This window comes from Vogesella mureinivorans, from assembly GCF_007644035.1.
Taxonomy (GTDB): Bacteria; Pseudomonadota; Gammaproteobacteria; order Burkholderiales; family Chromobacteriaceae; genus Vogesella; species Vogesella mureinivorans.
The window spans coordinates 277,899-300,535 of the sequence record NZ_VMTV02000178.1 but is presented as its reverse complement, the minus strand read 5'-3'; the positions used below and the strand labels follow the sequence as shown (position 1 = coordinate 300,535).

Here is a 22,637-nt window from a genome sequence, read left to right as displayed (position 1 = left end):
GGCCAGCCAGCTATCATGCTGCTGCCCCAAGCTATGGAAACCGTCATGACCGCACAAACCGATAGCATGGTGCTGTTGCACCTGCTGCTGGGCTCGCTGATGCTGCCCCCGCTCAACTACCTGCTGCTGGCCGTGGCCGGCTGGCTGCTGCAGCGCCGCCGGCCACGGCTGGGGCGCAGCCTGTTATTGGCTGCCGGTTTGTCGGCTTATCTGCTGAGCTTGCCGGTGACCGCCATGTGGCTTAACAGCTGGCTGGAACGCTACCCGCCGCTGGCGCTGGCCGACGCCCGTCAGGCGCAGGCTATCGTGATTCTGGGGGGCGGGCAGCGCCCCGCGCCCGAGTATGCGGCCAACGTGCTCTCGGGGGCGGCCAACCAGCGCGTGCAGTACGGCGCCTGGCTGGCGCGCCAGACTGGCCTGCCCATTCTGGTCAGCGGCGGCTCACCATTGGGCGGCGAGCCGGAAGCCGCCGTGATGGCGCGTGTACTGCAGCAGAGTTATGGCCTGGGTGTGCGCTGGCAAGAAGGCACATCGCGCACCACACTCGAAAACGCCCGCTACAGCCAGGTACTGCTAGCCAAAGACGGCATACAGCGTATCGTACTGGTCACCCAGGCCTGGCATATGCCCAGGGCGCTGCCTTTCTTTACTGCGCAGGGTTTACAGGTGCTGCCTGCTTCTACGGGCTACAGCCGTTACGATGGCCAGGGCCTGGTGCACTGGCTGCCTAGCGGGAACGCCGCACAAGAGTGCCATCAGGCGCTGCGCGAGGTTGTTGGAATGTTGTACTATACAATCCGTCAACAATTAGGAAGCTAAAACCATGAAAACCGGTGCACTGATTATTGGGGACGAGCTGCTGTCCGGCAAACGCCAAGACAAGCATATGCAGTCGTTGATTCGCATGTTGGCCGCACGCGGCATGAAGCTGGCGTGGGCGGAATACCTGGGCGACGACCCGGCACGTATCGAAGCCGCGCTGCGCCGCGCGGTTGCCAGTGGCGACCTGGTGTTCAGCTTTGGCGGTATCGGCGCCACCCCGGACGACCACACCCGCGCCTGTGCCGCGGCGGCGCTGGGCGAGCCACTGGCTGTGCACCCTGAAGCACGCGCCTTGATAGAAGGGCGCTTTGGCGACGAAGCCTACCCGCACCGCATCCATATGGGCACCTTCCCCGCCAGCGCCAGCATCATCCCCAACCCGGTCAACCAGATTCCCGGTTTTAGCTGTGGCCATGTGCATTTTGTGCCCGGCTTCCCCAATATGGCCTGGCCCATGGTGGAGTGGGTGCTGGATACCCATTACCGCCAGCTGTTCAGCGATACGCCAGACGTAGAACGCGGCTGCATTGCGCTGGATGCGCGCGAAGGCGACCTTATCAGCCTGATGCAGGACTTTGTAGCCCGCTACCCGGCGCTGCGCCTGTCCAGCCTGCCCAGCTTCGGCAACGAACGCATTGCCCAGATGCACATCGAATTCGGCTTTACCGGCCAGTCGGCGCTGGTGGACATTGCGCTCTCTGAGTGGCAAAAGGCGCTGCAAGCCAAGGGCTATACCATCCAGCCCAAGGCCTGAGTGCACGCCGTCACAAGGTTGGCCGCAGGTGTGCGGCCAACCTTGCTACGTGCAATAGGCGGCTTGCGGCTATCCGGTGTGGCCAGGTGCCGTCGCACGTGCAGCGCACGGCTTGTCATGGTGTTATGCATTTTGCAATAATGCCTCCCCCAGCCAGCCAACCTTTGGGTCAGCCAGCCAGCCACTTGCTACCAAGGATTGCCCATGTCTACGCACCATACCGCCTGCCGTTTAGCTGCTGCCAGCCTGTTTTGCCTGCTCTCGATCAGTCATGCCCGTGCCGCCGAGCCGGTGGACGTCACCGTCAAACAAGCCCACCAACTGCTGGAGCAGGGCAAGCCCGAAGCCGCTTTGCCGTTGCTTGACGCGGTGCTGGCTAGCCAGCCACAGCACGCAGCCGCCCGTTTCAACCGTGGTCAGATCTGGCTGGGTCAGGGCCGGGTCGATGCGGCGTTGGCGGATCTTGACCAGGCCATTGCCAGCGCACCGGTCAATGCTCGTTACCTGGGGGCGCGCTGCGTAGCGCGGGTACAAGCAGGCCAAGCCGAAGCCGGCCTGGCGGATTGTGCTGCTGCGCTGGCACAGCCCGGCAATGCGGCCAACGCCTTGGTCGCGCGCGGCCAGGCTAGGCTGTTGCTAAAGCGTGACGCCGAGGCGCTGGCCGATTTTGACGCCGCCTTGCAAGCCAGCCCGCAACATATGCGGGCGCTGTACGGCAAGGGTATCGCCCTCGCTAGGCTAGGTGCTGCGCTGCAACAGCAAGCAGTACAAAGCCTGCCAGGTGCAGGGCGTGACTACCGCCACCCTGCATTTGGCAGCCAGGTGGCAGATAAGCCGGTTTAAGGAAAACCGGCACACCGAAGGCAAAAACCCCCTGCTGGCGTTAGCAAGCAGGGGGGTTTTATTGCCGTGAGCTTGGTCGCGGTGGTTTACGGCTTGCGCTTGGGCGCGCTGAACAGCGCGGCCTGCTGCTGGCGCGGCTTGCCGCCTTGGCCTTGACCCTGGCGTGCGCCGCCCTGGCCCTGGCCGCGCGGCTGTTGTTGCATACCGGCATTTTGCTGGCGCGGTGGCTTGCGGCCGGTGAGCGTGCCCATGCTCAGTTCGTGCATGGTCAGGGTAGGCTGGCGCGGGCCGTCGTCGTGGAAGAAGTTACCGTTCGGCTCGCCTTGCGGTTTGCGTGGTTTCTCCTGGCGTGGCTGGCGTGGCTTGTCCGCTGCGGCTTTGGGCTGCTGCTGGCTGTCGCTGCGCGGCTTGCCGCCGTTGTTGTTGCGGCGGGTGTCGCCGTTTTGGCCGCGTGCTGGCTGGGCTGGCTTGTCGCCGGCCGGTTTGGCCGTGCGCGGTGCGCGTTTTTCCTGTGCTTCGCCGCCTTCACGCTGCGCCGGTTTGGCTTGGCGTGGTTTGCCGCCCTGGCCCTGGCGTGCGCCCTGGCCGCCGCGACGGTTATTGCCGCTGCTGCCGCCTTTCGGGGTGCTGGTGGGGGTCAGTGCGCCGTGAATATAGCGGCCCAGGCCGATTTCAATGGCTTGTGGTTCGGCATTCGGGTCGGCTTCAAAGCCCGGCACGGTAAAGCGTTCCACGGTTTGCTTGGTCAGCTTCTCGATATCGCGCAGGAAGCCCAGCTCGTCTACGCACACCAGCGAAATGGCTTCGCCCACGCAGCCGGCACGGCCGGTACGGCCGATGCGGTGTACGTAGTCTTCCGGCACATTGGGCAGCTCGTAGTTCACGACGTGTGGCAGCTCTTCGATATCCAGGCCACGGGCGGCGATATCGGTAGCCACCAGTACTGGCAGGCTGCCGTCCTTGAAGCCGGCCAGTGCCTTGGTACGTGCGCCCTGGCTCTTGTTGCCGTGGATGGCCATGCTGGCGATGCCGGCTTTTTCCAGCTTCTCGGCCAAGCGGTTGGCGCCGTGTTTGGTGCGGGTGAATACCAGCACCTGGTGCCAGTCGCCGCCTTTGATCATGCTGATCAACAGCTCGGTTTTACGGTCGCGGTCGACCAGGTGCACCTTCTGGGTGATCTGGGCGTTGGTCTGGTTCGGGCGGGCCACTTCTACCAGCTTGGGCTGGTTTAGCAGCTTGTCGGCCAGTGTCTTGATTTCGTTGGAGAACGTGGCAGAGAACAGCAGGTTCTGGCGTTGCTGTGGCAGCAGGGCCAGCACTTTCTTGATGTCGTGGATAAAGCCCATGTCCAGCATGCGGTCGGCTTCGTCCAGTACCAGGATTTCTACGCCGGACAGGTCAACGGTTTTCTGGCCAGCGTGGTCCAGCAGGCGGCCCGGGGTGGCTACCAGGATATCTACCGGCTTGCGCAGGGCGGCTATCTGCGGGTTGATGCCCACACCGCCAAACATCACCATGGATTTCAGCGGCAGGTATTTGCCGTACTCGCGCACGGATTCTTCAACCTGGGCGGCCAGCTCGCGGGTGGGGGTCAGCACCAGGGCGCGCGGGCGGCCTTTCTGTTTGGCCGGGGCATCCATCAGGCGGTGCAGCAGCGGCAGGGTAAAACCGGCGGTTTTGCCGGTGCCGGTCTGGGCTGCGGCTAGCAGGTCGCCACCCAGCAATACCTGGGGGATGGCTTGCGCCTGGATCGGGGTAGGGGTGGTGTAACCGGTATCGGCCACGGCGCGCAGTAGCGGCTCGGCCAGACCCAGTGCAGCAAAAGTCAGTTCGGACATTTATTGTGCAATCAGGATGTCTGCCCATTGCAATGACAATACCAATCCGGGCGGACAAAACATTAGTTCATGGAGTGGGCCGGCAGGCTGCCTGGCCAAAGAGATAGTCGCGTTGATTGGTGGGGACGCGAAGCCGTAAGTTTACATTGAATAGCGACGCTGTGCTGGTAAACCGGCTCACTTTATAGAAAATATCCATAATGCAAGCCGCCCCGTGTGGCGGGGCGGCGGTAGGTGGCAGGTTTGTGCGGGGCGCTGGTCTAGCGGGGCGGGGCTGGCTCACACCGCAACGGGTGCTTTTGTGCCTGGCCGCTACCCGGGCACCCGCATCGGCCATGGCCTTAGTGCGTGCCGTTTTGGGTGAAGTGCTGCACGATGCTGGAAAAATCCAGCTTGCCCTGGCCGGCGGCCACATGTGCCTCGAACAGCTGCTGCGCCAGGCTGCCCATGGGGTTGGCCGCCTGGCTCTGGCTGGCGGTTTCACTGGCCAGGCGCAGGTCTTTCAGCATCAGCTCGCTCATGAAACCCCCACTGTAGCCACGGCTGGCCGGCGCGGCTTCCATCACGCCGGGCCACGGGTTGTAGCGGTCCAGCACCCAGTTGCTGCCGGAGCTTTTGCTCATGATGTCCGACAGTACCGCCGGGTCCAGCCCGTTTTGTACGCCCAGCGCCAGCGCCTCGGCGGTGCCGGCCATCAGGATGCCCAGCAGCATGTTGTTGCACACTTTGGCGGTTTGGCCGGCACCCGCGCCACCGGCGTGGAACAGGTTTTTGCCCATGCTGGCCAGTAGCGGCCGTGCTGTGTCTACGTTGGCCGCATCCCCGCCAATCATGAAGGTCAGCGTGCCGGCTGCTGCCCCTGCGGTACCACCGGATACCGGCGCGTCCAGAAAGCGCAGCCCGGCGGCGGCGGCAGCGTCGGCCACGCCACGGGCGGTATGCGCGGCGATGGTGCTGCAGTCGATCACCAGCGTCCCCGCTGGCAGGCGGGCAAACAGGCCGCCTTCGCCCAGATACAGGCTTTCCACGTGCTGGCCGGCGGGCAGCATGGAGATGACAACGTCGGCGCCGTCTACTGCCTGCAGCACGCTGTCGGCAGGGCGGCCGCCCGCGGCGGCAAACTGTTCCAGTGCCAGTGGCGACAGGTCAAAACCATTCACGGCATGGCCCGCCTTGACCAGGTTGGCCGCCATCGGCCCGCCCATATTGCCCAGGCCGATAAATGCGATATGTGTCATGTTGTGTGTCCTTTGCTCAGGCCAGCGCGGCCAGCGGGTGGTCGGCTGCGCGCCAGGGTTGGGTAAAGTGGGCGGCCACGGTGTGGCTGTCTACGTCGGCCAGCGTGGGGCGGGCCCATTTGGGCTGGCGGTCTTTGTCTACCAGCAGGGCGCGAACGCCTTCGCGGAATTCCGGCCCGGCGCAGAAGTTCAGTGACAGCGCCAGCTCCATGCGGAACACCTCGGCCAGCGACAGGTGGCGGGCGCGGCGATAGATTTCCCAGGTGACAGCGGCGCTGGCGGGGCAGCCCGCGGCATAGGTTTTGGCTGCCGCTGCCAGCCAGGGGTCTTCGTAGGCGGTGTGGCGCAGCGCCAGGTCTACGGCTTGTAGCGAGCCCTTGTTCATCAAGGCATGGATGGCCGGCAGGTTGCGCTGCAGCGCGCTGTCGGCCAGCGTGTCGGCGTTCAGGTTTTCCAGCTCGCCCAGCAGGGCGGTAAGGCGGGCATGGTTGGCCGCAGCGTCGGCTTGCCAGTGGCTGGCGGTCATGGCAGCCAGCAGGGTGTCCCAGCCGTTTTGCGGCAGGATGTGGTCGGCCAGGTTGGCCAGCAGTGCGTCGCGGGCGTTGATCGGTGCGCCGGTCAGGCCCAGGAACAAGCCGCTTTTGGCGGGCATGCGCTGCAGGAACCAGCTGCCGGCTACGTCCGGGTACAGGCCGATGGTGATCTCTGGCATGGCGATGCGCGTACTGGCCGTGGCCACGCGGTGGCTGGCACCGGCCATCAGGCCCAGGCCGCCGCCCATCACGATGCCGCTGCCCCATACCAGCAGGGGCTTCTGGTAGGTGTGGATGCGGTAGTCCAGCGCGTATTCGCGGGTAAAGAAGTCTTCCGCCACCGCGCTAGGGTAGTTATTGTCGGCCAGCAGCGCGTCGCGCAGCGCACGTACGTCGCCACCGGCGCAGAAGGCTTTGTCGCCTGCGCCGCGCAGCAATACGGCGGCGATGCCGTCGTCGGCGCCCCAGATAGACAGCCGCGCGTCCAGCAGGCGGATCATATCCAGGTTCAGCGCATTGAGCGCCTTTTCTGCATTGAGCGTGGCCACCCCCAGGCGCATGCCGCTGGTGGTGGCGATTTCGTCAAACAGCACGATGTCGTTCATGGTGTTCCTTGATGATGGCGATGTATTGATGCAAAAACAGCCCTGCCACGAAAACCACGAAACATGCCTCTGTATGGCTCAGGGTTTTTACTGTCTACCAACGGTAGCCGGGTTGATTTTACTTTCGTGCTTTTTGTGTTTTTCGTGGCAAAAAATGGTGGTCAGGCGTTTTTCCATACTGGCGGGCGTTTTTCCAGGAAGGCGTTCACGCCCTCACGCTGGTCTTCACTATCGAATAGTTTGATGAACAGCTCGCGCTCGTGGATAAGGTTGGCCGCAGGCGGTGCGTAGCGGGCACGCTGCACCAGCGTCTTGCAGGCGGTAACGGCTACCGGGGACTGGCGGCCAACCTTGTCGGCTAGCGCCAGCGCTGCGTCAAGGGCCGCGCCCTTGGGCACCACTTCTTCTACCAGGCCGATGCGCAGCGCGGTGGCGGCATCCACGCGCTCGCCACACAGGATCATGCGTTTGGCCCAGCCTTCCCCCACCAGCCATGGCAGGTTTTGCGTGCCGCCGGCGCAGGGCAGCAGGCCCACGGCTGCTTCCGGCAGTGCCATCTGCGCCTGCTCCTCGGCAAGGCGGATATCGCAGGCCAGCGCGCATTCCAGCCCGCCGCCCATGGCGTAACCGTTGATGGCGGCAATGCTCACGCCACGAAAGCCCGACAGTGCCTCGAACGCCGCACCGAATGCCTGGCTGGCGCTGGCGGCGTGGCCTTTGTCGCCGCCGGCAAACTGCTTCAGGTCGGCCCCGGCGCTAAAGAATTTTTCGCCTTCCCCGGTGATTACCAGCGCGTAGATGCTGCGGTCGGCGTTCAGGTCGGCTACCAATTGCTGTAGCGCCTGCAGGCTGTCCAGCGTCCAGGTATTGGCCGGCGGGTTGGCAATGGTGACGAGCGCGGTGTGGCCGAATTTTTCTACCTTGAGGTTGGTGTAGTGCATGGTGTGGTTTCCTGTTGGTTGGCCACGAAAGACGGTTCATTCGGGATGTCTGTCGCGTGCTTTTGTACTGGGTAGTGTGTTGGCGGCGTTAGTCTGTTTTTTTGCCACGAACCCCACAAAAAAATACGAAAAGGTTCGAGTCTTGAGCCTGCCGTGTGTTCGGTGGCGAACAAAGCTGCGTTTTCTTTTTGCCACGGAATACACCGAAGACACGGAAATGCCGGGAAGCTGTTGTGTGATTTGGTCGTGCCGATACGGGCTGCCCTCGTCATGGTTCGTGCTTTTCGTGTGCTTTCGTGGCTAATTCGCTTTTGTCTTTAGCCTCGGCACGGCATCTGATTGTTGGCCACGAACCCCACGAAAAAACACGAAAGGACTCGCTGTAAGCAAATAAAAATGCGTTTTCTTTTTTGCCACGGAATACACCGAAGACACGGAAAAGCCGGCAGCGGTAGTGTGTTCTGTCTGTTTTGACGCGGGTTGACGTCGCATTTTTCGTGCTTTTCGTGTGCTTTCGTGGCTGATCTGCTTTTCATTGCTAGCGCAGACTGTCCAGCGCGCCATCCTGCAACAGCCGGCGTGCGGTGATGACGCGCATGATTTCGTTGGTGCCTTCCAGTATCTGGTGTACGCGGTTGTCGCGCACGTAGCGCTCCAGCGGGTACTCCTTGATATAGCCATAACCGCCGAACAGTTGCAGCGCTTCGTTGGCCACCTTGAAGCCGGTGTCGGTGGCCAGGCGTTTGGCCATGGCGCAGTAGGCGGTGGCGTCGGGGCTGGCGTTGTCCAGCTGCCAGGCGGCCAGGCGTACCATCTGGCGGGCGGCAATCAGCTCGCAGGCCATGTCGGCCAGGCGGAACTGTACGCTTTGCAGCTGGGCCAGCGGCTGGCCAAACTGCTGGCGCTCCTGTACGTAGCGGGTGGCGGCCTCCAGTGCTGCTTGGGCTGTACCCACCGAGCAGGTGGCGATATTGATGCGCCCGCCGTCCAGCCCCTTCATGGCAAAGGTAAAGCCCTGGCCTTCTTGCCCCAGCAGGTTGGCCGCAGGCACGCGCACATTGTCGAAGGTGATGGTGCGGGTGGGCTGGCTGTTCCAGCCCATTTTCTTTTCTTTCTTGCCGTAGTGGATGCCGGGCAGGTCGGCCGGTACCACCAGCGCCGAGATGCCCTTGGCACCGGCGCCACCAGTCCGTGCCATCACTACCAGTACGTCGGTACTGCCGGCGCCGCTGATGAAGGCTTTGCTGCCGTTCAGTACGTAGTCATCGCCGTCGCGTTCGGCGCGGGTGCGCAGGCTGGCTGCATCGGAGCCGGCCCCCGGCTCGGTCAGGCAGTAGCTGCCGAACTTGTGGCCTGCAGCCAGCGCGGGTGCCCACGCGGCTGCCACATCGGGGTGGGCAAAGCTGCCTATCAACCAGCTCACCATATTGTGGATGGTGAGGTAGGCGGTGGTGCTGGTGCAGCCGCCGGACAGCGCTTCGAAGATGATGGCGGCGTCCAGCCGCGACAGGCCCAGCCCGCCGTATTCGGTGGGGGTGTACAGGCCGCAAAAGCCCATTTCGCCGGCGCGGCGCAGTACGTCCAGCGGGAAGATTTCCTGCTCGTCCCAGTGCGCGGCATGCGGTGCCAGCTCGCAGCGGGCAAACTCGCGGGCGCTGTCCTGAAAGGCCAGCTGTTCGTCGCTGAGTGCAAAGTCCATGAAGAATCCTTTGTCGAATGGGCCGGGTTGGGGTCTGTTAACACTATTTCTTGCTGCGGCGCAGGCTCGAGAAGTTTTCCCATGCCAGGCGGAGGGCGAATAGTGTTAACAGGCCTTGGTGCGGATAGTGTTGCTGTCGGCCACGAAACGCACGCCAGGCGAGGCGGCGCTGTCTGCTTTTGTGCGTTTCGTGGTTTACGTGGCTAAACAGGCCTATTTCAGCGAGATGGTGGTTTGTACCTTGCCACTGCTGGCTTCGTCGTCAAACCAGCGGCTGGTGACGGTTTTGGTCTGCGTGTAGAACAGCACCACCTGTTTGCCGTAGGGGCCCAGGTCGCCCAGTTTGGAGGCGCGCGAGCCGGTAAAGCTGAATAGCGGTACCGGCACGGGGATCGGTACGTTGATCCCTACGTGTCCTACGTCAATATCTTCCTGGAAGCGGCGAGCCGCCGCGCCGCTCTGGGTAAAGATGGCGGTGCCGTTGCCATTGGGGTTGGCGTTGATCAGGTCGATGGCGTCGTCCAGCGTGTCCGCGGCCATCAGGCACAGCACCGGGCCGAAGATTTCCTGCTCGTACACGCTCATGCCGGGTTTCACGCCGCTAAAGATGGTGGGGCCGACAAAGTTGCCTGCCGGGTAGCCGGCTACGCTGACGTTGCGGCCATCCAGTACCAGGGTGGCACCATCGGCTATGCCGTTCCCGATCAGGTTGTGGATGCGCTCTTGTGCCGCGCAGCTAACCACTGGGCCCAGGTCCGGGTTGTCCATGCCGGCGCCCACGCGCAGGCTTTGCGCCTTGGCCACCAGATCGGGCAGCCACTGTTGCGCCTCGCCCACCAGAATGGCCACGCTCAGCGCCATGCAGCGCTGGCCTGCGGCACCGAAGGCGGCGCCGGTGAGCTGGTTCAGTGCTTGTTCCTTGTTGGCGTCGGGCAGTACCACAGCGTGGTTTTTGGCGCCCATCATGCACTGCACGCGTTTGCCGGCCAGGCTGGCACGGTTGTAAACGTGGGTGCCCACACGGGTGGAGCCAACAAAGCTGATGGCCTTGATGTCCGGGTGGTCGCACAGTGCGTTCACCACGTCCGGGCCGCCGTGTACCACGTTCAGCACGCCAGCCGGTATGCCGGCTTCCAGTGCCAGCTCTACCAGGCGCATGGTCACCAGCGGGTCCTGCTCGGATGGCTTCAGCACGAAGGTATTGCCGGTGGCGATGGCCATGGGGAACATCCACAGCGGGATCATGGCCGGGAAGTTGAACGGGGTAATGCCGGCGCACACGCCCAGCGGCTGCATGACGGTGTAGGTGTCGACACTGCCGGCTACGTTTTCGGCGTATTCGCCCAGCTGCAGCGTACCAATGTTGGCCGCATGCTCGACGACCTCCAGGCCGCGGAAGATATCGCCCTCGGCGTCGGCCAGGGTTTTGCCTTGTTCGGCGGTGAGCAGGGCGGCCAGCTCTTTCATGTTGTCGCGGATCAGCTGCTGCAGCTTCAGGAAGATACGGGCGCGGGTGCCGATGGGCGTTTTCTTCCAGCGCTTGAAGGCGGTTTTGCCGGCAGCAATGGCGGCGGCCACTTCGTCGGCAGTGGCCATGGGGACGCGTGCCAGTACTTCCTGGGTGGCAGGGTTCACGATATCGCGCCATTCGGTGGTGCGGGATTCGACAAACTCGCCGCCGATGAGCAGCTTGACGGTGGGCAGGTGCGACATGGGTGTTCTCCTGTGGTGGCCGTTTGTGTACGGTTTAAATGTACGTTAACGTAAACGTCAATTTTGTATTAAATTAAAGCAAGTGCTTGGTTTTTTCCACATTGCATGTTGGCCGCACGTGGAAAACACTGTTCTTGTGGCGGCAGTGGTACAGGCTTGGGTGAGGGTGTCAGCCCGACGAAAGCCGGGCCTGTTTGGCTTAGCTCAGGCTGCGTTCGTCGGCAATGATCTTGCCGTCGTTGGGCAGGCTGCCTGGTGCGCACAGCGTCACTTCGCCGCGCAGCTTGGTGAGCTCGCGTAGCGAGGCGGCGATGCTGTCGGCCAGATCGGCGTCGTGCGGGCCGGGGTGTTCGGCGTGCAGTGTCATGCAGTCCAGGTGGTTGTGCTGCTGTATCACCAGCCGTACGCGGCCTAGCGCGGGGTAGCGTGCTGCTACGGCGTGTACCTGCTCGGGGTGGACAAACATGCCTTTCACCTTGGCACTTTGGTCGGCACGGCCCAGCCAGCCCTGGATGCGCACATTGCTGCGCCCGCAGGGCGAGGGGCCGGGCAGGGTGGCGGACAGGTCGCCGGTGGCAAAGCGGATCAGCGGGTAAGCGGCATTGAAGCTGGTGACAACGACTTCGCCTACCTCGCCATCGGCTACCGGGGTGCCGCTGCCGGGGCTGACCAGCTCCAGCAAAACCTCTTCATCTACCACCATGCCGCTGCCGGGGGCGCTTTCATAGGCGATCAAGCCCAGGTCAGCGGTGGCATAGCACTGGTACACGGTAATGCCGCGCCCGGCAAACCAGCTGCGCAGGCTGGCGGGCAGTGCTTCGCCGCTGACCAGGGCTTTGTTTAGCCGGGGCAGGGCAACGCCTAGCTCGTCGGCTTTTTCCAGTATCAGTTTCAGGAAGGATGGCGTGCCGGTGTAGCCGCTTGCGCCCAAGTCACGCATGGCCTGCACTTGCAGCTCGGTTTGCCCGGTGCCGCCGGGAAACACGGCGCAGCCTAGCGCGCGGGCGCCTGCGTCCATCATCCAGCCGCCAGGGGTGAAGTGGTAGGAAAACCCGTTATGCACCACATCGCCGGGGCGGAAGCCGGCGGCGTACAGCGCGCGGCTCATGCGCCAGCTGTCGGCTTCGTGGCCTTGTGGTTCGTATAGTGGCCCGGGGGAGGCAAATAGCCGGGCGGCCTGGCTGGGCTGTAATGCGGCAAAGCCGCCAAATGGCGGGCTGGCCTGCTGCGCGGCCAACAGCGCGGACTTGCGCGTGAGCGGCAAGGTGGCTAGCGCCGCCAGGCTGGTAATGCGGTGGCAGTCTGTATCGGCCAGCAGGCTGGCATAGGCCGGGCTGCACGTCTTGGCGTGGGCTAGCTGCGCTGGCAGCCGCGCCAGCAGCGCGGCCAACCTTTCGCTATGCGGGCGAGTTTCCAGTGCGTCGAGGTGGGGCATGGTGGCGGTTTCCTTGTGGTTGGATGCTTGGTGGCGGTCACGGAAGCTGTTTTTGGCCACAAACCCCACGAAAGAACACGAATAAGCGCCCACACCGGCCGTGATAAGGCTGCGTGATATACGTCATGCATGGTGCTGACACTGCTTTAGGGCGGCGCGGCATGAATCTGTGCTGCTTGATTCTATTTATGGTTCGACAAGCGCACCACGAACTGAATCAAGCGACCTGGTCGCTCGGCCTGTGCTGGCCAATGCGTGGTGGCAATGCGAGCCAAGCTTTCTTGGCATGCAGGGCTTTTTTTCGTGTTTTTCGTGAGTTTCGTGGCAAAAAATCACGCCAGCCAGCGTTTGCGGCGACGGTAGTGTTTGACGTCGCGGAAGCTCTTGCGCCCTTCGCCACCCAGGCCCAGGTAGAATTCTTTGACGTCTTCGTTGCTGCGCAGCTCTTCGGCGCTGCCGTCCATCACGACACGGCCGTTTTCCAGGATGTAACCGTAGTGGGCGTATTTCAGTGCCACATTGGTATTCTGTTCGGCTAGCAGAAAGCTGACGCCTTCTTTTTCGTTGAGCTCGCGCACGATCTCGAAAATCTCTTCCACAATCTGTGGTGCCAGCCCCATCGACGGTTCATCCAGCAGAATCATGCGCGGGTCAGCCATCATGGCGCGGCCGATGGCCACCATTTGCTGTTCGCCGCCGCTGGTGTAGCCCGCCTGGCTTTGGCGGCGGGTTTTCAGGCGCGGGAAGTAGTGATAGATGCGCTCCAGTGCCAGCTTGATTTCACTGCGGCTGATGCTGCGGGTGTAGGCACCGGTAAGCAGGTTTTCTTCCACGGTGAGGTGGCCAAAGCAGTGGCGGCCTTCCATGACCTGTACCACGCCCTGGCGCACCAGCTGGTCTGGTGTCAGCGCGTCGATACGTTGGCCGCGAAACGCGATGCTGCCCTTGGTAACGTCGCCGCGCTCGGAGCGCAGCAGGGTGGAAATGGCTTTCAAGGTGGTGCTTTTGCCGGCGCCATTGGCGCCCAGCAGGGCCACGATCTGGCCTTCCGGTACGTCTAGCGATACGCCTTTGAGTACCAGAATCACGTGGTTGTAGATGACTTCGATATTGTTGACCGACAGCAGGTATGGGCTAGGCGTAGCGTGCATGGCATGGCTCCGTCCGTGGCCAGGGCGAGGTGCCCCGGCCAGGTTGTGTGCAGTGATTATTTCTCGGCGTTGCAGTTACGCAGGGTGATGCCTTTTTCCTTCACGTATTTTTCAACCGAGGCCTTGATCAGTGGCTGCGTGATGCTGGTGTCGGCCTTGATCCAGCCCGATACCGGCTTCCAGTCTTTGCCGTCCCACTGCATGAAGCGGGTGTAGCCGCTGCCTTCGTGGTTCTGGCAGCTGGTGCGTACCTGCGGGAACATATCGCTCACGCCCAGCGCCTTCTGGCGCTTGGCATCGATATTGATGTTCTCCATGCCCCAGCGTACCTGGTCACCGGTCAGGGTCTTGGCGCCGTATTTCTTCTGTGCGGCACGAATGGCTTCTACCATCAGCAGGCCGCTCACCACGCCACGGTTATAGTTGACAGTGCCGATATAGCCCTTGTCCGACAGGTTGCCTTTGCCTGCGCCATATACCACCTTTTCAATGTCCTGAATCAGTGGGAATTGCTTGCCATCCAGTGCAAAGCTGCCTGCGATATACCCCTTGGCGGCGTCACCTGCGGCGATGGCGTCTTCTTCCGACCCACCCCACCAGTTGGACACGATTTGTTCACGCGGGTAGCCCACTCGTTGTGCCGACTTCAGCGCTGCCGGCGTCATCACGCCCCAGCTGCGCAGTACCACGAAGTCTGGCTGCTCGCGGCGAATATCCAGCCACTGCGATTGTTGCTCTGTGCCGGGGGCTGGCACCTCGATGTGTTTCAGCTCGAAGCCATGTTTCGTGGCCATGGCATCGAGTACCGGGATGGTTTCCTTGCCGTAGGCCGAGCCGTGGTAAAGGTTGACGATCTTTTTGCCGCGCAGTTTGTCCATGCCGCCCAGGCGTTGGCCGATAAACTGGATCTTGGCAGTGGCCTGGCTCCAGTAGCTGGTAATCAGCGGGAAGGTGTACTTGAAGGCGCGGCCATCCTGCGCGTCGGCGCGGCCAAAGCCCATGGTCATCAGCGGGATTTGATCTTTCTCGGCGCGGTCCATCACGGCGTAAGTAATGCCGGTGGACATGAAGTTGAAGGCGCTGGCGCCGCCGTTTTTGGCTTTCAGGCGCTCGTAGCACTCTACGCCGCGGTCGTTCTTGTATTCGGTTTCACACTCTTCGTAGGTCAGCTTTACCCCACCCACGCCGCCTTCTTTCATGTTGACGTAGTTCAGGTAGTCGATCATGCCGCCGTAAAACTTGGCGCCACCAGAGGCGTAAGGGCCGACGCGGTAGCTGGGAATAGGGATGAACTGGTCGGCTGCCAGGGCGCTACCTGCGATAGTGGCCAGTACCAGGGATGCTGCGATGAGGGTCTGCTTCATGGTTCTCTCTCCAGGTCTTGTTGTGTTGCTGCGTTATGGCTGGCTTGCGGCCAACCTTTTTCATACCGGTTACCGCCCCGCCTGCAGGTGGGGCGGCTGGGGGGTTAATGCGGGAACGGCCAAACGCGCAGTTTCTCCTTGGTGATTTGCCACAGCCGCGCCAGGCCGTGTGGCTCGACGATCAGGAAGAAAATGATCAGGCCGCCAAACAGCATCATTTCCAGGTTGGCCAGGAACTGCGTGCTGATGGCACCGTGAAACACCTGGCCGATGAGGTTCAGGCAGATGGGCAGTAATACGATGAAAGCGGCACCGAGGAAGGACCCCAGAATGCTGCCCACGCCACCAATGATGATCATGAACAGGATCTGGAAGGAGCGGTGCAGGTCGAAGGCCTGGGCATCCACCGTACCCAGCAGCACAAAGGCGTACAGCGCGCCGGCCACACCGCAGTAGAACGAGCTGATGGCAAAGGCCAGTAGCTTGGTACGCAGCATGGGAATGCCGATAACTTCGGCGGCCACGTCCATATCGCGTACCGCCATCCAGGCGCGGCCTATGCTGGCGCGGGCCATGTTTTTGGCCGCCAGCGCCATGAAGGCCACGATGGACAGCGTCAGCAGGTATTTGCTGGCCGGGGTGTCGATGGGGTAGCCGAAGATCTGCATGGCCGGGGCGCTGATCACGCCGGAGCTGCTGTAGTTGCTGAACCAGCCAAACTTGGTGAATACCCACTCGATGAAGAATTGTGCGGCCAGGGTGGCGACGGCCAGGTAAAAGCCCTTGATGCGTAGTGATGGCAAGCCGAAGGCCACGCCCACCAGCGCAGCACACAAGCCGCCCAGCAACAGCGCCAGCAGCAAGGGCATGCCAGGCAGGCGCACCATGAAGTTGTAAGTGGCAAATGCGCCTACCGCCATGAACGCTGCCGAGCCCAGCGACAGCTGGCCAGCGTAGCCGGTGAGGATGTTCAGCCCCAGTGCCGCCAGAGACAGGATCAGGAAGGGGATCAGAATGCCGGACAGCAGGTAGTCGCTGGCCAGGCCCGGTACGGCCACAAAAGACAGGGCCAGCAGGGCTGCGATGAACACCCGGTCCTGCGCGATGGTAAAGATGGCAGAGTCTGCCGCGTAGCTGCTCTTGAACTGCCCCGATTCACGGTAGAACATGGTTTACACCCTCTCGATGTGTTTTTCGCCGAACAGGCCTTCCGGGCGCACCAGCAGGAACAGCAATGCCAGCATGTACGGGAACCAGTTTTCGATGCCGCCGGACAGGAAAGGCCCCAGATAGACCTCGGCCAGCTTCTCGCCCGCCCCGATGATCAGGCCGCCGACAATGGCACCCGGTATCGAGGTGAAGCCGCCCAGAATCAGCACCGGCAGCGCCTTCAGTACCACCAGGGTCAGGGCAAACTGCACCCCCAGGCGCGAGCCCCACAGCAGGCCGGCAACCAGCGCCACAAAGCCCGCCACCCCCCATACGATGGCCCAGATGTGTTTGAGTGGAATGCCCACCGACATGGCTGCCTGGTGATCGTCGGCCACTGCGCGCAATGCCCGGCCCAGCTTGGTCTTGCTGAAGAACAGGGCCAATGTGGCCACCAGGGTGCCGCACACGGCGGCAGCAAACAGGTCGAACTTGGAAATGAACACCCCGCCTACATCAAACGGCTCATCGGCAATGCCCAGTTCCAGGCCGTGCACATTGGTGCCCCATACCATCTGCGCCAGGCCTTCCAGGAAGAAAGACAAGCCGATAGTGGCCATGAACAGGGTGATGGGGGGCTGGTTGACCAGCGGGCGCAGCACCACTCGTTCAATACCCACGCCCAGTAGCACCATGAGTACCAGGGTCAGCAGCAGTGCCAGCCAGAACGGCACGCCCATGTCCTGGATCGAAACGAAAGACAGCGCGGCAAACAGCACCATCGCGCCCTGGGCAAAGTTGAATACGCCGGACGCTTTGTAAATCAGCACAAAACCTAGCGCTACCAGCGAGTACATCACGCCGGCGAGCAGGCCGCCCACCAGCACCTCCAGAAAAAACTGCCATTCCATGACTTGCTCCTTTCATGCTTGCGGCCAACTTTTCATGCCTTTGTTCTTGCCGTAGGCAAGAAGAGGGCCCCGTGCCGCGCGGGTACGGTGTGGCTGCAAGCTATGGGGTTAGTGGCTGCCGCCTAGGTAGGCTGCGATAACGTCCGGGTTGACGCGGATCTCATCCGGTGTGCCGTCGCCGATTTTCTTGCCGTAATCCAGTACGATGATGCGATCGGATATGTCCATCACCACGCCCATATCGTGCTCGATCAGCACGATGGTGGTGCCGAACTCGTCGTTCACATCCAGAACAAAGCGGCACATATCCTGTTTTTCTTCCACGTTCATGCCGGCCATGGGTTCATCCAGCAGCAACATGGTGGGCTCGGCTGCCAGTGCTCGCGCCAGCTCTACGCGCTTTTGCAGGCCGTAGGGCAGGCGGCCCACCGGGGTTTTGCGGATATGCTGGATTTCCAGAAAGTCGATGATTTTTTCCACATAAGCGCGCTGGGTGTTTTCCTCGCGCTGGGCGCGGCCCCAGTACAGTGCTTGCTGGATAAAGTTGGCGCGCATTTTCAGGTTGCGCCCGGTCATGATGTTGTCCAGCACACTCATGCCCTTGAATAGCGCAATGTTCTGAAAGGTGCGGGCAATGCCCTGGCGCGCGGCCTCGTGCGGGTGCATGCGATCGCGTGCCTTGCCGCGGTACACCACGTGGCCTTGCTGCGGGTGGTAGACACCGTTGATCACGTTCAGCATGGAGCTTTTACCAGCGCCATTGGGGCCAATAATGGATAGGATCTCGTGCTCGCGTACTTCCAGGCTGATATTGGATAGGGCTTTTACGCCGCCAAAGGATAGCGATATCGCCTCGGCCTGCAGGATAACGTCGCCGATTTTGCGGTGCTGGGTCATGCGGCCTCCGGGGTCGTGGCGGTGTAGGTCTTGGCGTCGCGAATCTGCAGTGTGGCGCGCAGGTTGCCGCTGCGGCCATCTTCGAATTTCACCACGGTATCGATGCTGCATGCCTGGCTGCCGTTGTACAGGGCTTCGATCAGCGGGGCGTAGCGTTCTGCAATGAACTTGCGGCGCACTTTGCGGGTGCGGGTGAGCTCGCCATCGTCGGCATCCAGCTCCTTGTGCAGAATCAGGAAGCGCTTGATCTGGCTGCCGTGCAGCTTGGGGTCGCGCGCCAGGGTGGCGTTCATTTTTTCGATGCACTCGCGGATCAGCTCGTACACCGGTGCCTGTGCGGCCAGATCGGTGTAGCCGGTGTAGGCCATGCCGCGTTTTTCCGCCCAGTTGCCTACGGCGGTGAGATCGATATTGATGAAGGCGGTGGTGTAGCCCTGGCCATCGCCAAACGCCACCACTTCCTTGATGTGCTGAAAGAACTTCAGCTTGTTTTCCAGGTATTTGGGGGCAAACAGGCTGCCGTCGGTCAGCCGGCCTACGTCTTTGGCGCGATCGATGATTTTCAGCTGGCCATCTTCGTCGAAGTAGCCGGCATCACCGCTGAACACCCAGCCTTCGGCGTTGCGGGTTTCGCTGGTGGCATCCGGGCGCTTCCAGTAGCTATGGAAGGTGCCTGGGCCACGGAACAGTACTTCGCCGTTGTCGGCAATTTTTACCTCTACGCCCGGTACCGGCACGCCAACCGTGTCTGGTTTCACCTTGTCATTGGGGTGCACGCATACCATTACGTAGGCTTCGGTCTGGCCGTACAGCTGCTTGATGTTCACGCCGATGGCGCGGTAGAAGTCGAACAGCTCGGGCCCGATGGCCTCGCCGGCGGTGTAGGCCAGTTTCAGGCGGGTAAAGCCCAGCACGTTTTTTACCGGCCCGTACACCAGATACTCGCCCAGCTTGTAGCCCACGCGATCCCAGAAGCCTACCGGCTTGCCTTCCAGAATATCGGTACCTACGCGGCGCGCATGGTTCATGAAGTAGTGGAACAGCCAGTATTTGAAGCGGCCGGCGTCTTCCATGCGGATCATCACTTGGGTCAGCAGGTTTTCGTACACGCGTGGCGGGGCAAAATAGTAGCTGGGGCCGATCTCGCGCATGTCGGTCATCACGGTATCGCTGCTTTCCGGGCACGATACGCAAAAGCCGACTACCAGTGACTGGGCGTAGGAAAACAGGTTGTCGCCCACCCAGGCCATGGGCAGGTAGGCCAGTACTTCTTCGTGCTCGGTCAGGCCTTCCAGGTTGGCCGCATTGCGTGCGGTAATGATCATGCTGTCGTAGGTATGCAGCACGCCTTTAGGGTTGCCGGTGGTGCCGCTGGTGTACAGCATGATGGCCGGGTCGCTTCCGCGGCCCATGTCTACCATGCTCTGGAAAAACAGGGGGTGTTCGTCGTGATGAATGCGGCCGGCACCCAGAATCTCGGCCATGTCGTACACGCCATCGTGCTGATAATGGCGCATGCCACGCGGGTCGTCGTACACGATGGTTTGCAGGGCTGGTAGGCGGTCACGGATTTCCAGCAGCTTGTCTACCTGCTCTTGGTCTTCTACTACTGCCATGCTGACTTCGGCGTCTGACAGCACAAATACCATTTCTTCTGCTGCTGCATCCTGGTAGAGCGGTACCGGTACGCCGCCCATGCATTGTGCCGCCATGATGGCCATATACAGGCGCGGGCGGTTGTCGCCTATTACTGCCAGCCGGTCGCCGCGCTTGAAGCCCTTGGCGGCCAGGCCCAGTGCCAGTGCGCGTACTTCTATGGCCACTTCGTCCCAGCTCCAGGTTTGCCATATGCCCAGGTCTTTTTCACGCATGGCCGGGCGGGCGCTACGCTCTTTGGCGTGGGCCTGCAGCAGCTTGGGAAAGGTGTCGGCCACACTTTCTTGCGCCAGGGCAGGGCGTATGGATTCAGGCTTTGCCATCTCTCTGTGTCTCCTGTGTTCTTGTGTTGGCCGCATCGGGCGGCCGAGATACAACCTGCCCTCTGGTGGGGCTTCGCATGGGGTAGTACGGTAAAACCGGAACAGATAGGGTGGCAGCGGGGGTAGGCTGCGCGAATGGTGCAAGGCTTTTGGCCTTGTCGTTGACGTAAACGTCAACTTAATGACTGTAAACTAAAGCAAATGCTCAGTTTTGCGCAACGGGATTATGATGCGCTGGTGAAATATTGCACTGCGTCATGTGGTACTTCCGTCACGGCTTTTTGGTCGTGACGGAAGTGCTTGATCAATAACGATAAAAGCCTTTTCCGCTCTTGCGGCCCAGGTGGCCTGCAGCGACTAGCTGCACCAGTAGCGGGCAGGCACGGTATTTGGAGTCGCGAAATTCGCGGTGCAAAATGTCCATGATGGACAGGCAGGTATCCAGGCCTATCAGGTCGGCCAGCGCCAGCGGCCCTATGGGGTGGTTCATGCCCAGCTTCATCACGGTGTCGATGTCTTCGGCGGCGGCCAGGTTTTCGTACAGCACAAAAGCAGCCTCGTTGATCATGGGCATCAGTACGCGGTTGGATACAAAGCCGGCGCCGTCTTTAACTGTCACTGGTGTCTTGCCCAGCTCCAGGCTCAAGGCGTGGATGCGGGCATGGGTGTCGTCGCTGGTTTGCAGGGCGCGGATGATTTCCACTAGCTGCATCACCGGCACCGGGTTCATGAAATGCATGCCGATAACGCGCTCTGGCGCCGCCACCCAGGCGGCAATGGTGGTAAGCGAGATGGACGAGGTGTTGGACGCCAGGATGGTGCTGGTGGGCACGGCACTGGCTAGTTCGCGAAAAATCTTTTCCTTGATCTGTGCGTTTTCTGTAGCCGCCTCTACGACCAGCTCGCAGGCGGCCAGCTCGGCAAGCTGGGTGCAGCCGCGGATGCGCGACAGAATCAATACGGCTTGGCTATCGCTGAGTGTGCCTTTTTTCACTAGGCGGCTCAGGCTGTTACTGATGGCCGCCAGGCCGCGATCCAGTGCACTTTGTGACACATCGGCCATGATCACATCAAAGCCTGCTTGGGCAAATACTTGGGCAATACCATTGCCCATAGTGCCGGCGCCTACTACGCCTACGATACGAGAGGTCATTACGTGTCTCCTGTTTGTAGAACAAAACGTTTAACAACAAGTTCCAGTTTACGTTAACGTAATCTATGCTGTCACCAGTGGTGCATTGCGTGTTTCGGTTTGTAGCTGCCGTTACGCCCTGCGTGCCTGTGTTGCTTTGCCGTATTACAATTGCGCGTCGCTTCATTAGCGCCCACCCACCGCAGTGACCGAACCAGGAGACGTCGTGACTGCCGCAGCAGACCGCACATTCAGCATTTCCGAGCTGGCACAGGAGTTTGATGTAACGACCCGTGCCATCCGCTTTTACGAGTCGGAAGGCCTGCTCACGCCCGAACGCCAGGGCCAGCGCCGTATCTACTCGCGCCGCGACCGCGTGCGCCTGATGCTGACCCTGCGCGGCAAGCGCATCGGTTTGTCGCTGCTGGAGATCCGCGAGCTATTCGAGCTGTACGATGCGGCCAGCAACGACGAGCCGCAGCTCACCAAGTTTGTCGATATTCTCAGCCGTCGCGAGCAGCAGCTCACGCAGCAGATGCAGGACATCCAGCTGGTACTGCGCGAAATAGGCCAGTTGAAGGCGCAGTGCGAGAACTGGATGGAAAAGCGCAGCGGCGGGCTGCCGGAATAAGCCAGCCGATGTGATGGGTACCATGCCAAAGCCGCAGCATTTGCTGCGGCTTTTTTTGTGCGCGCCAGTGTGAGGGTGGCAGGGCTGGCTTGGCGTGGCGGCAGCTCATGTTTGCTGTTGCCGCCAATGTTGCATTTCTTTCTCGATGAAGTGATTCACCAGGTCTGTGAACAGGCGCTCGATAGCCTCTGCGCTCAGGCCCTCTTGCTCAGCCCAGTGTCGCCGTTGTGCCAGCATGGCTTTGAAGCGCTCCGGGGCGCGTACTGCGGTGGCCGATGTTTTGAACTTTGCTGCGGCAAGCACGTATTTGTAACGCTGGCCGATAAGGCTGACCACGGTGCGGTCAAGCAGGTCTATCTCGGCGCGGATGTCATCCATGCTGGTGCATTGCTCGGGTGAGCGCTTGTTCTTGATGTGCATGCGTTTTCCTTACAGGCTATTCGATGGGGTGTCTTGGTTTTCTGCTTCATGGCACGCCACGCATAGCTTGTTGCCATCCGGGTCGCGGAAGTAGGCGCCGTAATAATGCGGGTGGTAGTGCGGGCGCAGGCCGGGTGCGCCTTCGCAGCGGCCGCCGTGCGTCAGTGCCTCCCGGTAGGCGGCGTCTACCTGGCGGCGCGTGGTGGCCAGCAGGGCGATAGTCTGGCCGTTGCCTGGGGTGGCTGCGGCGCCGTCCAGCGGCTTGCCGATCAGCAATAGCGGGCGCGGGCCGGGCTCGCTTTGCCAGCCCGCCCACGGGCGTGACGGGTCGCAAAAGCGCTCGCGGATGCCCAGCGCCTGCATCAGCGGGCGGTAGAAGGCGAGGGCGCGGTCGAAGTCGTTGATGCCGATGCAGAGGTGCGAAAACATAGTGTCTCCCGTGTGGGCTGGTTGGTCTGTAAGGTCGCGCTTGGCCAGCAGCCCGGTGGCGGTTTGCCTGGTGTCTGAGTGGTGGGTGATGGTGCTGCTGTATTGCATGATGATGCCATGTGATCTGCGGTGTCTACGCCACAGCACGGCTGC

At 61.7% G+C, this 22,637-nt stretch carries 20 protein-coding genes; 4 read left to right on the top strand and 16 right to left on the bottom strand.

Features of this window, described 5'->3' with window-relative positions; translation table 11 throughout:
- Positions 1-45: 45 nt before the first annotated feature.
- The 3 genes from FLQ44_RS07480 (at position 46) to FLQ44_RS07470 (ending at position 2,419) form a co-directional block, all read left to right on the top strand.
- Positions 46-819, top strand: coding sequence for a YdcF family protein (locus FLQ44_RS07480; RefSeq protein ID WP_206208720.1), 774 nt, complete (start codon positions 46-48; stop codon positions 817-819).
- 4 nt (positions 820-823) lie between these two features.
- The gene (locus FLQ44_RS07475; RefSeq protein WP_147693883.1) at positions 824-1,576 is read left to right on the top strand and encodes a competence/damage-inducible protein A; all 753 of its coding nucleotides are present in this window, start codon (positions 824-826) and stop codon (positions 1,574-1,576) included.
- Between the two features lie 204 nt (positions 1,577-1,780).
- A complete protein-coding gene (locus FLQ44_RS07470) occupies positions 1,781-2,419 on the top strand; it encodes a tetratricopeptide repeat protein (RefSeq protein WP_147693882.1) in 639 nt (212 codons plus the stop codon).
- Positions 2,420-2,505: 86 nt separating this feature from the next.
- Here the strand turns inward: FLQ44_RS07470 and FLQ44_RS07465 are convergent, their stop codons facing one another.
- The 14 genes from FLQ44_RS07465 to FLQ44_RS07400 all read right to left on the bottom strand — a co-directional run bounded on the left by FLQ44_RS07465 (position 2,506) and on the right by FLQ44_RS07400 (position 21,025).
- Positions 2,506-4,257 carry a DEAD/DEAH box helicase gene (locus FLQ44_RS07465; RefSeq protein WP_147693881.1) on the bottom strand — a complete coding sequence of 584 codons (1,752 nt, stop codon included), beginning with the start codon at positions 4,255-4,257 and terminating at the stop codon, positions 2,506-2,508.
- 341 nt (positions 4,258-4,598) lie between these two features.
- A complete protein-coding gene (mmsB, locus tag FLQ44_RS07460) occupies positions 4,599-5,495 on the bottom strand; it encodes a 3-hydroxyisobutyrate dehydrogenase (RefSeq protein WP_147693880.1) in 897 nt (298 codons plus the stop codon).
- 16 nt (positions 5,496-5,511) lie between these two features.
- Complete coding sequence (locus FLQ44_RS07455; RefSeq protein WP_147693879.1) at positions 5,512-6,633, bottom strand: enoyl-CoA hydratase/isomerase family protein; 1,122 nt, start codon at positions 6,631-6,633, stop codon at positions 5,512-5,514.
- A gap of 161 nt (positions 6,634-6,794) precedes the next feature.
- Positions 6,795-7,574, bottom strand: a complete 780-nt coding sequence (locus FLQ44_RS07450) for an enoyl-CoA hydratase (RefSeq protein ID WP_147693878.1) — start codon at positions 7,572-7,574, stop codon at positions 6,795-6,797.
- 538 nt (positions 7,575-8,112) lie between these two features.
- Positions 8,113-9,273, bottom strand: a complete 1,161-nt coding sequence (locus FLQ44_RS07445) for an acyl-CoA dehydrogenase family protein (protein WP_147693877.1) — start codon at positions 9,271-9,273, stop codon at positions 8,113-8,115.
- A gap of 213 nt (positions 9,274-9,486) precedes the next feature.
- Positions 9,487-10,986 (bottom strand): CoA-acylating methylmalonate-semialdehyde dehydrogenase, encoded by a 1,500-nt coding sequence (locus FLQ44_RS07440; protein ID WP_147693876.1) that lies wholly within the window; start codon positions 10,984-10,986, stop codon positions 9,487-9,489.
- Between the two features lie 199 nt (positions 10,987-11,185).
- Positions 11,186-12,421, bottom strand: coding sequence for a phenylacetate--CoA ligase family protein (locus FLQ44_RS07435; protein WP_147693875.1), 1,236 nt, complete (start codon positions 12,419-12,421; stop codon positions 11,186-11,188).
- A gap of 332 nt (positions 12,422-12,753) precedes the next feature.
- Positions 12,754-13,572, bottom strand: a complete 819-nt coding sequence (locus FLQ44_RS07430; RefSeq protein WP_147693874.1) for an ABC transporter ATP-binding protein — start codon at positions 13,570-13,572, stop codon at positions 12,754-12,756.
- 56 nt (positions 13,573-13,628) lie between these two features.
- Positions 13,629-14,936, bottom strand: coding sequence for an ABC transporter substrate-binding protein (locus tag FLQ44_RS07425; RefSeq protein ID WP_147693873.1), 1,308 nt, complete (start codon positions 14,934-14,936; stop codon positions 13,629-13,631).
- 104 nt (positions 14,937-15,040) lie between these two features.
- Positions 15,041-16,105: a branched-chain amino acid ABC transporter permease gene (locus tag FLQ44_RS07420; RefSeq protein ID WP_147693872.1), complete on the bottom strand. Its 1,065-nt coding sequence runs from the start codon at positions 16,103-16,105 to the stop codon at positions 15,041-15,043.
- A 3-nt stretch (positions 16,106-16,108) separates the two neighbouring features.
- Positions 16,109-16,996 carry a branched-chain amino acid ABC transporter permease gene (locus FLQ44_RS07415; protein ID WP_147693871.1) on the bottom strand — a complete coding sequence of 296 codons (888 nt, stop codon included), beginning with the start codon at positions 16,994-16,996 and terminating at the stop codon, positions 16,109-16,111.
- A gap of 108 nt (positions 16,997-17,104) precedes the next feature.
- A complete protein-coding gene (locus FLQ44_RS07410) occupies positions 17,105-17,893 on the bottom strand; it encodes an ABC transporter ATP-binding protein (protein ID WP_147693870.1) in 789 nt (262 codons plus the stop codon).
- The gene (locus FLQ44_RS07405; RefSeq protein WP_147693869.1) at positions 17,890-19,872 is read right to left on the bottom strand and encodes an AMP-binding protein; all 1,983 of its coding nucleotides are present in this window, start codon (positions 19,870-19,872) and stop codon (positions 17,890-17,892) included. The genes FLQ44_RS07410 and FLQ44_RS07405 overlap by 4 nt, the downstream gene beginning before the upstream one ends.
- A 304-nt stretch (positions 19,873-20,176) precedes the next feature.
- Entirely contained in the window at positions 20,177-21,025 is an 849-nt protein-coding gene (locus tag FLQ44_RS07400; RefSeq protein ID WP_147693868.1) for a 3-hydroxybutyryl-CoA dehydrogenase, read from the bottom strand.
- A gap of 205 nt (positions 21,026-21,230) precedes the next feature.
- Here FLQ44_RS07400 and FLQ44_RS07395 point away from each other — a divergent pair, with 205 nt between their 5' ends.
- Positions 21,231-21,635 carry a MerR family transcriptional regulator gene (locus FLQ44_RS07395; protein ID WP_147693867.1) on the top strand — a complete coding sequence of 135 codons (405 nt, stop codon included), beginning with the start codon at positions 21,231-21,233 and terminating at the stop codon, positions 21,633-21,635.
- 105 nt (positions 21,636-21,740) lie between these two features.
- Here the strand turns inward: FLQ44_RS07395 and FLQ44_RS07390 are convergent, their stop codons facing one another.
- Both FLQ44_RS07390 and FLQ44_RS07385 read right to left on the bottom strand, forming a co-directional pair.
- The gene (locus FLQ44_RS07390; protein WP_147693866.1) at positions 21,741-22,055 is read right to left on the bottom strand and encodes an isochorismate lyase; all 315 of its coding nucleotides are present in this window, start codon (positions 22,053-22,055) and stop codon (positions 21,741-21,743) included.
- A gap of 9 nt (positions 22,056-22,064) precedes the next feature.
- Complete coding sequence (locus FLQ44_RS07385) at positions 22,065-22,484, bottom strand: VOC family protein (protein ID WP_147693865.1); 420 nt, start codon at positions 22,482-22,484, stop codon at positions 22,065-22,067.
- Between the last annotated feature and the right edge of the window lie 153 nt (positions 22,485-22,637).